The sequence below is a fragment of the Bacillus paralicheniformis genome (genome assembly GCF_001042485.2).
GTDB classification, from domain to species: domain Bacteria; phylum Bacillota; class Bacilli; order Bacillales; family Bacillaceae; genus Bacillus; species Bacillus paralicheniformis.
The window spans coordinates 1-15,534 of record NZ_LBMN02000008.1 but is presented as its reverse complement, the minus strand read 5'-3'; the positions used below and the strand labels follow the sequence as shown (position 1 = coordinate 15,534).

Annotated in this window: 6 protein-coding genes, 2 tRNA genes and 1 pseudogene; 6 read left to right on the top strand and 3 right to left on the bottom strand. The window is 44.1% G+C overall.

Annotated elements, in window-relative coordinates; all coding sequences use genetic code 11:
* Positions 1-20: 20 nt before the first annotated feature.
* The 3 genes and pseudogenes from ACH97_RS06780 to ACH97_RS23985 all read right to left on the bottom strand — a co-directional run.
* Positions 21-1,193, bottom strand: a complete 1,173-nt coding sequence (locus tag ACH97_RS06780) for an iron-containing alcohol dehydrogenase (RefSeq protein ID WP_048349932.1) — start codon at positions 1,191-1,193, stop codon at positions 21-23.
* 203 nt (positions 1,194-1,396) lie between these two features.
* Positions 1,397-2,407, bottom strand: a complete 1,011-nt coding sequence (locus ACH97_RS23990; RefSeq protein WP_224067391.1) for a response regulator — start codon at positions 2,405-2,407, stop codon at positions 1,397-1,399.
* A 162-nt stretch (positions 2,408-2,569) separates the two neighbouring features.
* Positions 2,570-3,835 (bottom strand): annotated as a pseudogene (locus ACH97_RS23985) (sensor histidine kinase); the annotation flags it as partial.
* A gap of 802 nt (positions 3,836-4,637) precedes the next feature.
* Here ACH97_RS23985 and ACH97_RS06770 point away from each other — a divergent pair.
* From ACH97_RS06770 to ACH97_RS06740, 6 genes are all read left to right on the top strand, one after another.
* On the top strand, positions 4,638-5,720 hold the full coding sequence (locus ACH97_RS06770) for a response regulator (protein ID WP_026580611.1): 1,083 nt from the start codon (positions 4,638-4,640) through the stop codon (positions 5,718-5,720).
* 286 nt (positions 5,721-6,006) lie between these two features.
* The gene (locus ACH97_RS06765; protein WP_050820804.1) at positions 6,007-11,919 is read left to right on the top strand and encodes a SpaA isopeptide-forming pilin-related protein; all 5,913 of its coding nucleotides are present in this window, start codon (positions 6,007-6,009) and stop codon (positions 11,917-11,919) included.
* Positions 11,920-12,017: 98 nt separating this feature from the next.
* Positions 12,018-12,650 (top strand): class A sortase, encoded by a 633-nt coding sequence (locus ACH97_RS06760; protein WP_020450319.1) that lies wholly within the window; start codon positions 12,018-12,020, stop codon positions 12,648-12,650.
* A 569-nt stretch (positions 12,651-13,219) separates the two neighbouring features.
* Positions 13,220-14,641: a sugar porter family MFS transporter gene (locus ACH97_RS06750; protein ID WP_023857810.1), complete on the top strand. Its 1,422-nt coding sequence runs from the start codon at positions 13,220-13,222 to the stop codon at positions 14,639-14,641.
* Between the two features lie 607 nt (positions 14,642-15,248).
* Positions 15,249-15,325, top strand: a tRNA-Arg gene (locus tag ACH97_RS06745).
* Between the two features lie 12 nt (positions 15,326-15,337).
* A tRNA-Gly gene (locus tag ACH97_RS06740) sits at positions 15,338-15,411 on the top strand.
* Positions 15,412-15,534: the final 123 nt, after the last annotated feature.

Here is a 15,534-nt window from a genome sequence, read left to right as displayed (position 1 = left end):
TTGATTCCGTCCTTTTGTTGTTATAGAGAAGCCCGGAGAATGGCGAGTACGTCATCTTTGTTTAGTTTTTGGAAATTGGCGAAGCCGCCGTGCTCGATTTCTTTAGCGGCGATGTCTGCGATCAGATCGAGCTTTTCTTCCCCGATGCCGTAGTCGGCAAGGCGGGAAGGAGCGCCAAGGCTTGTCCAGAACGCGGACAGCTTATCGATTCCTTCAAGCGCGATGTCTTTATCGGTTTTGCCTTCTGTTTCAATGTCAAACATGTTCAGCATAAGGGCTTTGAAGCGGCTGACATTCGTATCAAGCGTATATCTCATCCAGTTCGGGAACAAGATCGCAAGGCCGCCCGCATGCGGAATGTCGTAAACGGCCGAAACGGCGTGCTCCATTGTATGGGAAGCCCAATCGCCGAAATAGCCCATTTGCAGCGTGCCATTCAAAGCGATTGTGCCTGCGTATAAAATGGTTTCCCGGTGCTCATAGTTTTGCAGGTCTTCCAACAGCTTCGGTGCCGTTTCGATGACCGTTTGCAAAACGGAAAAGCACATTCTGTCCTGAAGCGGCGTGTTTTTGACATTATGAAAATATTGTTCAAACACATGGCTCATCATATCAACAATGCCGTAAACCGTTTGGTTTTCCGGGACGCTGAACGTATTTTCAGGGTCTAAAATGGAGAACTTCGGATGCGTGACATCGCTTCCCCATACATATTTTTCATTCGTTTCCCAGTTTGTAATGACGGAATCGGGGTTCATTTCAGATCCGGTTGCAGCTAAGGTTAAAATCGTACCAAACGGCAGGGCGTCTTTTGCTGTCGTTTTTTTGCTGAAGATATCCCAAGGGTCGCCGTCGTATTTTGCTCCTGCAGCAATCGCTTTTGTGCAGTCGATGACGCTTCCTCCGCCGACAGCGAGGAGAAAATCGATTTCATGCCGGGCACACAATTCGATCCCTTTTTTAACCGTAGCAAGACGCGGATTTGGTTCTACTCCGGAAAGCTCGTGCATGTCAGCGCCTTCTTCTTTCAACACGCGCGTAACTTCGTCATAAAGACCGTTCTTTTTAATACTGCCGCCTCCATAAACAAGCAATACATTTTTTCCGTATTCCTTTAATTCTTTTCTTAACTGTTCAAGCTGGCCTTTTCCGAAGATCAATTTCGTTGGATTGTAATAGCTGAAATTTTCCATTGATGAACAAACCTCCTATGGTATATGTAAAAACAGTTTTCTACTATAACATATTGAATCGTATAGAAAAAGAGGCCGTGTTCTTACAAAGGACAGGGTCAAATTGTACAGAGGGGAGGAAGCACACACCTGATTTACTGCGTAAAAAAGCTTGCCGACTTTGCCGGCAAGCTGAGGAGGCCGTTCTGTCTTCAGGTTAAAACCTATACTGAGACGTCCGCCGATTCGTTGATAGAAATGACCATTGAGACAGCGGTTCCGTCATCCGGCGCACTCTCGATATTCAGTTCGCTCCCGCAGAAGTGCTTCAGTCTTCGGTTGATATTTTTCATACCGACGCTATGAGTGAAATGAGAGGAAAAGATATCGTGTTGTTTTTCCGGCGGCATGCCGATTCCATTGTCCTCTATCTTGATATAATAGCGGTTTTCGCTTTCTTTTTTTGCCGTCAGCTTGATCCAGCCTCCGCCTCTTTTTTTGCTGATCCCGTGGTGGACGGCATTTTCGACAAGAGGCTGAATCATTAATGGCGGAAGGGCAAAGTCAATGTCTTCGTCAATATCGTAAATGACGTCCAGCCGATCGCCGAAGCGCGTTTTTTCAATAGAAAGATACGAATTCACAATCGACAGTTCATGTTTGAAAGAACTCATCCCTGATGTATTTTGAAAATCAAAACTCATTCTTAAGTAGTTTGTAAAATCAGCCGTTACTTCGCGTGCTTTTTCAATATCCAAATGACTGAGCGCGATAATTGTATTTAATACGTTGAAAAGAAAATGCGGTTTGATCTGCGATTGGAGGAATGCCATCTCCATATTGGTCGCTTGGGCTGCCGTATCTTTCATCATGATCAGGTTTTTAACGCGGGCTGCAAATTCAGTGTAGTTGTACGGTTTTTGCAAAATGTCATTTGCCCCGGCGTGAAAAGCCTTGTATTTATCATGATCGATGATGGCTGCCGTAATAATGAGAACCGGAAGTTCCACCATTGTGAATCTTTCACGGATTTTCATAGAGACTTCAAACCCTGTCATATCGGGCATCATCAGATCCAAAATCACCAAGTCAAGCTTTGATCGGGAGGCGACTTCGAGAGCCTCTTTGCCGCTTTTTGCTGCGATGACTTGATAAGGAACGCCTTCAAGCATATCGGCCAAAATTTTTAAGCTTTCAATGTTATCATCGACGATCAGAACAGTTGGAGCATCCATTTTCTTTGAATAATACGGCGTGCTGATTGAAACATCGGGCAAACTCCTGACGGCTTGCTGTTGAGGCACGTTCTCCTTATCGTCAAGAAGCGAGTCATCCTTTGCGACAGGCAGTGTGAAATGAAATGCCGATCCTTTCCCTTCTTCCGATTCTACCCAGATCTCCCCATTTTGAAGCTGAACGAGCTGTCTGACGATGCTTAAACCGAGCCCGGCTCCGTCATCTTTATGGTTTTTTGCTTGTTGAAAAGATTCGAATATCGATTGACGGACGGCCTTTGGTATGCCGACTCCTGTATCTGCTACAGTGATTTTGACCTTCTCTTGGTTGATCCTCTCGGCAGAGAGCGTAATTTGTCCCTCCGGCGTATACTTGATTGCGTTATCTACCAGGTTGGTCATGATTTGCCGGAAGCGGTTTTCGTCAGCCAAGACGAGCGGCAGTCCGGATGGAACCAGGTTTACAATCTGGACCTGTTTATTTTTTGACAACAGCCGATAGAAGCCCATTTCCGTACTGATCGCTGAATGGGTATCGACAGGAACGGCTTGAATCTGCAGCATGCCCTGCTTCATTTTTTCCAAATCGAGAATGTCATTCACCAGGCTGGAGAGCCTGTATCCCATGCGGATGACCAGCTGCAGATTTTCTTTTTCTTCCTCTACCGTCCTTTTGCTTTTCCTTGCCAAAAGGGTCTGGCATATATTAATCATGCTGTTCAGCGGCGTTTTAAATTCATGCGATGTTTTGGCGATAAATTCGTCTTTTAATCGATTCATTCTGAGCAATTTCAAGGATAGGACTTCATTCTCGCGGAATGCGCCTGCGAATTGCTGCGCCATCATCAGAACAGCCGCCAGCAAAGCGATGATTGACGGCACGGCATAGAGCGAATTGAACGAAAAGCCTCTTTTGCCGCTGTAAGCAGAAACGGTCGTTAAAATGACGAATGCGCTCATTGAAATCGCTGCAATCGTAAGATAAAGACTGCCTTTCATTTTCCGAAGGGCAGCAATCGCAAACACATACGTAATATAAATCAAAGTCGTGACGGCAAGAACGGAATGCAATATATATGCGAGACGGTCTGTAAAACCCCATGATATAAAATCAATCAACAAAACCAGTGCAGAAAATGCAGTCGCGGCGATTATCCATTTTTTTGAAACGATTTCTCTGTAAGCGAAATAGAGATAGAGAAAAACCGCTATACTGACAAGCACCATTGTGGTTGCCCTCATTACGCTTAAAGCCGAGAATGAAACAGACGGAAAGAAAAGAAAGATCATTCGTTCTCGTCCGATTAAAAGCACAATGACTGAAAAAAGAAGACACATCGTGGAAAAAAAGAATAAGTGCTTATCCTTTTTTCGATGCAGGAAAAAGCCGAGAAAGTATAAACCGGTAATGAAGAATGCCGTGATCATGCTGGTTTCATTAAAGAAAGAAATTTTGCTTTGGTGTAAAATGTTCTGCTGCGTTCCGAAGGTAATCGGTTTTTCTATTCCCCATGAAGGTGTTTTTTTGAAGTTCGAAAATTGTACAATCAGCTCGTTGTCCCCGCGGTGAATCTCGAAAAAACTCGTATAAGGCCTGTTTTGAGCCCTGAAATTCGCTTTACTTGAAGGAGTTCCGCTCTGCCCGATCAATTTGCCGTTGAAATAAATTCGGTTTGCGCTGTTAATAAAAGAGGTGCTGATTCCGAACATCTCATTGTCCTGCTTTGACCGGATCATCAGTCTGTATGTACCGTAATCCACGTTTTCCCCTGAATCGGTAAGTTTAACATTGTTAGGCACAGCGGAATAAATGGGGGCTTTTCCAATGCCTGAATGGATCGCCTTTGGCGAGAGAAGCTGGTTTCGATAGAGTGTCCATTCCCCGGTGAGCGCGATGTTCCCATCTTTCTGAAAATCCCATGTTTCCAGATTGATGATTCCTTGCTTTGCTTCAGGGTAATTCTGATCGGACAGTTGATTGTTAATGAATAAGAAAATAAAAAAGAAGCCGGCATAGCCGAGAATAATCGAAAGGAAAACAAATAGCTTTTTCAATATCAGCACTCCTCATTCAGCCTGCTGCAGTCTTGTCGAATCCATATGAATATTGTACTCTTCAATGTTAATAAACGACAAGAATAAGAAAATGAATCCAACTAAGTAGGGCCATTGACATGATATAATCATTATAATAATTTCCAGATGACTCGATGAAATTGGGGTGGGTGTCGTGAAAGCGTTAATTGTGGATGATGAGGAATTGGCATTGCTTCATTTTAAAAATATGCTTGAACGAACAAATTGTTTTCGATCCATTGAAATGTTTCAAGATCCGGCTGATGTTATGGAGTATCCGGATATTCAGGATATAGACACGGTGTTTCTTGACATTGAAATGCCGGGGATCAACGGGATTGAGCTCGCTGAAGCGATTCAATCGATGAATGAAAACATTCAGGTTGTTTTTATCACGGCCTATAACGATTTTGCCATAAAAGCATTTGAATTAAATGCGATGGATTATTTGCTTAAACCCGTCGATTACGTCCGGCTCGTGAAGACGGTTGAACGGATCAGAGAAAACAGCTTGCTGAAGGCTTCCGCGGAAAACGGCGGAGGAGACTATTTCATTCAATGTTTTGGGAGTTTGCAATTTTACAAAACGGAGAAGGATGTCAAAACATATATACCCGTAAAGTGGAGAACGTCCAAAGCACGCGAAATTTACGCGTATTTGCTTCATCATCACGGCCATGTGATCAGCAAAGACGTGTTGATCGACCTGTTCTGGCCTGACCATGATGTCTCTAAAGCGAGCACCCAGCTGTATACGGCGATTTATCAAATCAGAAAATTAATCGAAAGGCTTCCTTTCAGCCAATCCATTGAGAAGACTGACACCGGATATGTCCTCCGGATTTCCGGTGTGAAAGTGGATGCTGACGAATGGGAAAAGTCGCTGAAAGAGGCTCCTCCAATTCATATGGCGACGATCAACCGGCACATGGAATTGCTGCTTGCATACGAAAACCATTACTTTATGGAACACGGTTATTTGTGGGCCGAACCCGAAAAGACACGGCTTGCCCGGATATGGCTTGGAAAAGCTTATGAACTGGTCGATTTCCTTATTCGTGAAAAAGACTACCGCCGGGCGCTTGATATATGTCTGCAGGTCGAGAAATTCGAACCGTACGATCATAAAATCATCCAATACAAGATGCAGCTGTTTAATAAAACCGGGAATGTAGAAGAAGCGATCAAGGAGTATGAGCGCTACAAACTCATCAAGGACAAAATGAATGAAATGTAAACACGAGGACCGGATCAGCCGGTCTTTTTTTTATGCCATTTTCAGCTTACATGCCGATGTTCAGAAATTGTATAGTTCCATCTCATACAATGTAGTTTGGTTCGGATGATCTCAGCTGACATAAAGCAAAATTCATAGCCGCGATATCTTGATTACCGCCGCTAAACATACAGCAGCGAATTTAAAAGCCTGTCATTCTTCAAATAGAAAAGTATTTTCAGGGATTCATTTTCCAGGCTCAATCGATCCGTACACAAAAACATGATAAAAGGGGAGGAATCACAATTTGAGATCGAAAAAATATTCGTTCAGCCTCAGCAAAAAAAGAGGGCTGAAACCATTTTTGATCACTTGCCTGGCATTGTATTTGATCTTCAGTCAAGTTGTCGGCTTTACGCTGACGGCAGTGGCTGCCGGCACATCAACAGGGAGCAGCGTGTTTTTTGATTCAGTGACAATCAAAAACAGCGAAGATCAAACGGTTGACGGGTCAAAGGGAGACGACCCGGCATTAAAACCGGGTGACAAAGTGACACTCACATACGAGTGGGCGTTAAAAAACGATGAAGAAGCCGGCACCGAAAAAAGCTTCACTGTAGAGGTGCCTAAAAGCTTCGAATTCGCTCAGGATGCCAAGGGAGATGTGAAATCGGCAGATCAGCAGATCATCGGCAGCTATGAGGTGAAAGCGGACAGCAACATTTTGACCGTAACCTTGAACAGCACTGCAGAGGCAAAAGGGTCCATCACTCTGGAAGCAAAGTTTGCCGCTGCTGTGAAAAGCGGTACAAAAACGGTCACCGCTCTCTTTCAACTCGGAGCAGGCAAGACGCAGCAAGTGATCATACCTGTGAATACAGGCTCCGGTTCTGAAACGGCGAAAAACGATTCTCCGTCATCTGAGGATGATCAGGCAGCAGCTGACGATCAATCAAAATCTTCAGGGGAGCGGGACGAAGAGGAAACGAAGACAAAAGCTGCTGACACTGAGAGCAGCGATTCAAAACCGCCAGCATCTTCAAGACTAGCGGCAGCCGGGAGCCTTGCGTCCGGAGGTAATCAAATCACCCAAAATATTTTAACCGGCGTGACGCTGACAGATGAACACGGAAAGCCTTATGACAAAAGCAACCGGGCCGACACGAATTCTCCGGCAAAAATTTCAATCACTTGGGACATCCCGGATGAGCTAGGAAAGACGATAAATGACGGCGATCGCTACGAATTTGATCTGCCTGAAGCTTTCATTATGTACAACGATATTACGAATCAGCCATTAAGCTCAGGCGGTATCACGTACGGCTATTTTTCAATTGATACAAAAGGCCATGTTGTGATGACGTTTAATGGTGAAGTGAAAACAGATTCGAAGGTCAAAGGGACGTTATTTGTCAATACGCAGTTCAACGCGCAAAAAATAAAAGGATCGACGACTCAAAAGATTCCCTTCCCGGTGAAATCAGACACTCCGGAGGTAACGGTTTATTTTAAACCAAACGTAAGCAAAACCATCGATAAATCAGGAATTTTTGATAAAGGCATCAATCCGGGGCAAGTCACATGGACAGTCGACCTCAACAAAAAATTGGATCAAGTCAAAAATGCCAAGTTGACCGAGAACTTTCCGGAGGGGCTGATCTATCGTTCTGTCAAAGTTTATCAACTCGATGTCAACATAGATGGTTCAGTCAGCCAGGGAGATGAAGTTCTTTCAGGCTACACTGTAGACGCAAATGGGAATGTCACATTTGATGGTGAGATAGATTCGGCTTATCGCCTGATCTATGTGACGGACATCGATGACTCCGCAAAGCCGGACGAAGGCGGAAATGCTGCATTTACGAACGAGGCGACATTCGGCGGAGACAATCTGGAACCGGCTTCTGCAGAGGCCTCTGTCACAGCCAAATACGGGAAAATGATCGAAAAATCGTCGACAGGTTATAAAAGCGATTCACAGACTTTCAGCTGGACGATTTTATATAACTATGGTGAGAAGAAGATTGACGAATCCAAGGCGAGTATAACAGACTCGTTTGGTTCCGCTGATTTGCAGCTTGTTTCAGATTCCTTGAAGGTGATTCCGATTACCTTCAATCAGAACGGAAGTGAACAGGCGGGAACGTCTCTAACGGAAGGCAAAGACTATACGCTCTCCGATAATGGAAGCGGGTTTGAAATCAAATTTAACCAAAATGTTACCGGAGCTTACAAAATCACATATCAAACCGAGGTCAACAGCGGAGTGATCATCGATAAATCGACAACGTATACGAACACCGCAGTGACTGGAACAGGGGAATCAAAGAAAGCTTCAGGTACAGCCATTCAACAGAATTTGATAAAAGGCTATTCAAACATTGATTACAAGAATAAAACGGTCGATTGGACGATCGCAATCAACAAAAACAACTACACGATGAACAATTGGAAGTTGGATGATAATTTCGAAAGCGGCGGGCTCGCGCTCCTCGACGGATCATTCCGTCTTCAGGATGTGACGAATAACAAAACGCTTCAAGAAGGCAAAGACTATACATTGACAATAAAACCGGATCATGAAGGTTTTCTTCTGGAACTCATCGGAGATTATGCAACAACAAACAGCCAATTTAAGATCACTTATACGACGAATATGAATGCCGACTTTTCAAACGAAAATGTCAAAAACACGGCTGAATCAACCTGGACTGATCACAGCAGCACTGAACGCAAAAATAAGGAAACGAGCAGTTTTACACCGAATCGCCAGACATCCCACAACGGTTTCAAAAACGGCTCATATAACGCGGTTTCAAAAGAAATCACGTGGAAAATCGGGATCAACTATAATGGTGAGCCGTCAAAGAATCCTTATATTAAAGATGCTTTAGCAGATGACCAGCAATTTGTTAAAGGTTCAGTGGTCGTCAAGAGCTATGCAGTCAATAAAGACGGTTCCATCACAGAAGGAGACATCCTGCCCGCTTCACAATATGATGTGGAGGAGCCGTCGGCTGACAATAAACAAACGCTGACTGTCCATTTGAAAACGGACGATTCCGTCCCGTATCTTATTGTATTTAAAACTTCGCTTAAAGGGCAGGTCATTAAGCGTGACCCTTACACCAACAAGGCGACGTACTATAATGCCGGATATTCAGAGCGTGAGTTGACGGCATCCGTTTCGGTCGCCGATGGAGGAAGCCTCGTTTTCAAAGGAGGCAAACAAAACGGAGGTTATGTCGATTGGAGTATTAATGTCAATGCGAGCCAGTCGGTATTGGAGGATGTAAAAGTCACCGATACTCCGGATACCAACCAAATTTTAGCTGAAGATTCTTTTAAAGTTTATCAGGCTAAATACGATGAAAAAGGTGCAGTCAAAGACAGCGGAGGAAATCTTGTCCCGGATGATGTTCAGCTTCAAAAAGGCGAAGACTATACACTGGACATCAAGACCGACAATGCAACCGGTGAACAATCATTTGTCCTGAAATTTACAGGTGATTACAAAAAAATCGACCGCGCCTATGTGATTCAATACCAATCATTAATCAATATTGCCGGCACGAGCGGTCATGTTCACAACAAAGTGTCGATTTCGGGAACGAATGTTCAGGAACAAACCCAGGAAAACAACAGCTCGGTCTTTGTTGCCGTTTCAAGCGGCGGCGGTTCAGGCTCAGGTGAAAGAGGCAGCCTGACAATCCTTAAAACGGGGGAAGGCGGCACACCGCTTTCCGGAGCAGATTTTCAATTGCGGACAAAAGATAATGAGCGGCTTCTGCGGACAGGAACGACTGACGACGACGGCAAGCTGACATTCGGTAATATCCGCTACGGGACTTACATTTTAAAAGAAATCAAGCCGCCTGACGGATATACGATCAGCGACGCTTATGCAGACGGGGTCTCCGTTGAGATTAACAGCAGCTCTTCCAGTGCCGGAGCGCTTCACAAAGTCGTGAATGAAAAGAATAAGGTGACGCTTATCAAACAAGACGAACAAAAGAATCCTTTGGAAGGAGCCGTGTTCAAGCTGGAGAAAAAATCCGGCGATGGCACCTTTACAACAATACGTACGAGTATTAAGAGCAATGAAAACGGAAAAGTAGAAATCAACGGTTTACCGCCCGGCAATTATCGTTTGCTGGAAACGAAAGCTCCAGAAGGATATCTCTTAAATACAAAAGAAATCAGCTTCTCCGTCAAAACGAATGATAAGAATCAAGTACCTGACGTTGATTTAGGAACATTGATCAACTATAAAGGCAGAGCACATTTAACGAAAGAAGATGCAGAAGGCCGTCAAGTAGAGGGGGCTGAATTCAAGCTCATTGATCATGAAGGCAACACCGTTCATGAAAAGCTCACCTCAGATCAAGACGGGAAAATCGCGGTATCTGGTCTTGCGCCTGGCCGCTATGCCTTTGTTGAAACCAAAGCGCCCGAGGGCTTTGTGATAAACAGCAAGGCAATCGAGTTTACCATATCTGAATCGGCAAAAGAAAAACCGGAATCCGTGGACGCAGGCAAAGCCGTCAACTATAAAGGTTCGGTTTATTTGACAAAAGAGGATGCGGAAGGCCGTACGCTGAAGGGCGCTGAATTTAAGATCGTTGATCATGAAGGCAACACCGTTCATGAAAAGCTCACTTCCGATGAAGACGGAAAAATCGCAGTTTCAGGCCTGGCGCCTGGGCGCTATGCTTTCGTGGAAACGAAGGCGCCCGAGGGCTTTATGTTAAACAACGATCAAATAGAATTCACCATCCCGGGCTCAGCTGAAGGGAAACCGGAGCCGGTTGATGCAGGCGCCGCTGTTAATTATAAAGGCTCGGTTCATTTAACAAAAGAAGATGCGGGAGGCCACAAGCTTGAAGGAGCCGTTTTTAAGATCGCAGATCAAAACGGGAATACCGTACAGGAGGAACTGGTCTCAGATCGAAATGGAACTGTTACGGCTTCAGGCCTGGCGCCTGGGCGCTATGCTTTCGTAGAAACGAAAGCGCCTGATGGCTTTGTATTGAACAGCGGGAAAATAGAGTTTGTCATCCCGGATGCCGCTGAAGGAAAACCTGCCCATGTAGATGCGGGTAAAGCCATCAACTACAAAGGTTCGGTTTATTTGCAGAAAGAAGATGAAGACGGCAATGGATTAGAAGGAGCCGTGTTTAAAATCATTGACAGCGAAGGCAAAACGGTCAAAGATGATTTGATCTCTAAAGAAGGCGGCAAAATCGAGGCTGGCGATTTGGCGCCGGGAAGCTATCAATTTGTTGAAAAACATGCGCCTGACGGTTACCTGCTGTCAACAGATCCGATCCCATTTTCCATTACCGGGAAACACGAAGGTGAGCCGAAACAGGTTAAACTGACGGCTCTCAACAAGAAAAACAGCGTTGTGCTCACAAAAGTCGGCCAGGATGACAAGAGCGCCGGACTTCAGGGAGCGCAGTTCGATTTGACAGATGAAACCGGCAAGGTGCTGAAAACCGGTTTGGCAACAGACGCAGACGGCCGGATCACAGTGTACGGTCTTAAGCCCGGTAACTACCAATTTGTCGAAACAAAAGCGCCTAAGCATTATCAATTGGATAAGACGCCAATATCGTTCACAGTCAAAAATACTGATACAAAGCCAATTGAAATGACTGCAGAGAATCAATTGACACCGGGCGATGCGAAACTGACGAAAGTGGACCGCAACGATAAAAAAGCTGTGTTGAAAGGAGCAGAATTCAAGCTGCTCGATGCCGATGGAAAGCCTGTTAAAGCCGCAGGCAACGGGAAAAAGCTGCCGGCAGTCTGGACTACAGATCAAAACGGTCAATTTATTGCGGAAGGTTTGGCACCTGGGCGCTATCAATTTGTCGAAACGAAGGCGCCTGACGGTTATAAGTTGGATGAAACGCCGATTCCTTTTGAAATTAAAAAAGGACAGTCAAAACCGGTCGAGATCACAGCATCCAATGAAAAGCTGAAAACGCCGGCTGTTGACAAAGGCACATCGAACCCGAATTCGGGAGACCCTAAAACAGATAACAAAGGCACACCGGACCGAAATTCGAACGGAGATCCTAAAGGTCATTTGAAAGATACGCTTCCGAAAACCGGTGATAGAGACAGCATCATTCCGATCATGATCGGCATCCTGCTGATTCTGTCTGGAGGAGTCTTCGCTTTCTACACAAGAAAGAAACAAAGAAAGGCGTAAACGAATCATTTATGCACCTGATCATGAAACCGGTCAGGTGCTTTTTTGAAAAACGGCATTCGTTCAATTGACATAAAGGTTAGAAAGGACTGTGGGACATGTATAAAAAAATGATCGTTGCCGTACTTGTCATATCAGGTATACTATTCGTCTTGTCTCCTTTTATTAAAGAAAGCATCATCATCAATCTCAGCAAGAATAAAAGTTTTGAATTGACTGCTGAACAGGCGGAACAAAACAATACGCAAAAGGCGTCATTTGATTTTGAAGCGATTCAGCCGCCTTCTTTTATGGAAGCAGTAAAAGCCGGCCTCGATCGTGAATCGAAAGCGGTCATCGGCCGGATCACCATAAGCAGCGTCAATATCAAGCTGCCGATATTGAAAGGCACAACCAATCAAAATCTTCTCTACGGAGCGACAACAATGCGTCCCGATCAGAAAATGGGCGAGGGCAACTACCCGTTGGCCGGACATCATATGAAGCGGGAGAACCTCTTATTCGGCCCTCTTATCCACATTAAAAAAGGGGACACCGTTAAAATCACAGACTTTAAAAAAGACTATATATACACTGTGACATCCAAACAATTCATTTCTGAAACGGACACAGATGTGATTCAAGAGACGAAAGAAAAAGAAATTACGCTGATGACATGTGACAAAGCCGTGAGAACCGAAGGGCGCCTTGCGGTTAAAGGAAAGCTGATTCATGTTGCTGTTCACAGATAATTGAAATGTCCGCTGCAGGCAGGAAAAAATACTGAGGGAAAGCCCCTTGGTATTTTTTTATTGGGACTAAAATTCTACACATCACAAAAAAGTGACAAAAAGATCACTATGAAATGACAATAGTGAAAAAATGCTGATAAATAATAAAAAAAGAAATGGAATTATGTGAGTTGGATGAAATTCCTATCATAACGCCCTTAATTAGGCTTTTTAAAATGAAAAAAAGATAAATTTTCTGAAATTTATGTTGACTGAAAGCGCTTTTAAAATTATGATAATATCAGACATAACAAAGATGTACCAAAAACATAACTATAATCTAACAATGTATTTAAACGGCATATAAATGAAAGCGATTCCAAAATATTCCGTGGTAGGCAATTGGTTGTGCGGAAGCTCCGGCTTCCATCAAAATAAAATTTTCAATTTTCTGTTAAGGGGGTGGTTGGCGAAACTTTCGAAAGTTGGGAATGAGTCTTTTGGGAAAAGAAATGAGCTCCTTTTAAGGATGTTTTCGAAAACCTTTGGAAATAAATCAATTTTTAAAAACAAAGGCGGGGGAAATCAATATGAATGAACAGGGAAATCAGAAATCATTTTTGCGTACTGTTATTTTAGTCTCGACGTTCGGCGGACTTCTATTCGGATATGACACCGGAGTGATCAACGGAGCTTTGCCTTATATGTCTGAAGGAGATCAGCTGAACCTGACTGCCTTTACAGAAGGGCTGGTCGCAAGTTCGCTTCTCCTGGGAGCGGCATTGGGGGCGGTATTCGGCGGAAGGCTCTCCGATTATATCGGGCGCCGCAAAAACATCATTTTTCTAGCTGTGCTTTTCTTTTTCTCGACGCTCGGATGTACGCTTGCGCCTGATGTGACGATTATGGTCATCTCTCGGTTCCTGCTTGGAGTTGCTGTAGGGGGAGCATCTGTTACGGTACCGACTTATTTGGCTGAAATGTCTCCTTCAGAGAAAAGGGGACGAATGGTTACCCAAAATGAATTAATGATTGTCTCCGGACAGCTCTTGGCATTTACTTTCAATGCCATCCTCGGAACCACAATGGGGGATAGTTCCCATGTTTGGCGTTACATGCTGGCCATTGCCGCAGTCCCGGCTGTGTTCTTGTTCTTTGGTATGCTGAGAATGCCCGAAAGTCCGCGCTGGCTTGTCTCTAAAGGGAAAAATGAAGCGGCGCTGGGCGTTCTGAAAAGAATCCGCGAGGAAAAAAGGGCGCATTCGGAAGTTGCTGAAATCGAAGCTGCGGTCATGAAAGAATCTGAAATGAAAAAAGCGAATTATAAGGATCTGGCTGTTCCATGGGTGCGCCGAATCGTATTTCTCGGAATCGGGATCGCTGTCGTTCAGCAGATTACCGGCGTAAACTCTATCATGTATTACGGTACAGAAATACTCAAAAATGCCGGATTTGAAACAAAAGCTGCACTTATCGGAAATATTGCAAACGGTGTCATTTCAGTTTTGGCGACATTCGTGGGGATTTGGCTTTTAGGGAAGGTCGGGCGCAGACCGATGCTGTTGACCGGTTTAATAGGGACGACCTCAGCTTTGCTGCTGATCGGCATCTTCTCAAACGCCCTTCAAGGTTCAGCTGCTCTTCCGTATGTCGTACTTACGCTGACAGTAACCTTTCTTGCATTCCAGCAAGGTGCTATTTCTCCTGTAACATGGCTCATGCTTTCTGAAATATTCCCGCTTCGCGTTCGCGGTCTAGGGATGGGCGTCACCGTGTTTTGTTTGTGGATCGTCAATTTCTTTGTCGGATTTTCATTCCCGATATTGCTTGATGCGATTGGACTGTCATCGACATTCTACATTTTTGTCGGACTTGGACTTCTTTCCATTGCATTCGTGAAAAAATTCCTTCCTGAAACAAAAGGTCTCACACTTGAACAGCTTGAGCATAATTTCCGCAACTACAAATCGGAAAAAGCACCAAGCGACGCGAGCGCTAAAATCAGCGGATGACAATTTTGTTGAGGGACATACAGGTCGAGTCCCATCGGTGGAGAATATAGATGAAGGATTTGAAGTTTGCAGGCGGAAATCTTCCTATAACAAGATTTCTGCCTGTATTTTTGTATACGGTGCGGAAAAGCAGGCTATTGGAGGCGCCTTTAGGATATCTTAAAAGCCGTTCGTAAAATAAAAGCTTCATTAAATGATCGTGCAAGAGTGATGTCGAAGTTAACGATTTACAGCTTCGGTTCCGTATATAACTTGATGAAGCAGGGAACATTCAATAAAACATCACATAAGATGAAAAGGGCAGGTAAAACGTCATCTATTATGAATGGCTGTAAGCATAATTTTTTTAGAAGTATAAAAAAACGAAAAAAGTGTTGACGGATGAATTGAAGGCATGATATATTATTATTCGTCGCTAAGACAACGAAGTTACAACTTCGAAATGCCGATATAATATTCATCATTTAAAGGGTGTACAAAAACCTTAAAATGTGTATAATGGATAAAGTCGAAACAAAAAAGCTTCATCCTTTCGGTAGAAAAACTTCAAAAAAACTTCTTGACTTTAACTGATATTCATAGTATTATAGTTAAGTCGCCTGATGAAGCGCCCGTAGCTCAATTGGATAGAGCGTTTGACTACGGATCAAAAGGTTAGGGGTTCGACTCCTCTCGGGCGCGCCATATATTCGCAATGCGGGTGTAGTTTAGTGGTAAAACCTCAGCCTTCCAAGCTGATGTCGTGAGTTCGATTCTCATCACCCGCTCCAATTTTAGAATGATCTTTGAAAACTAAACAAGACAAAACGTACCTGTTAATTCATTTTTTTATAAATCGCACAGCGATGTGCGTAGTCAGTCAAACTACTTTATCGGAGAGTTTGATCCTGGCT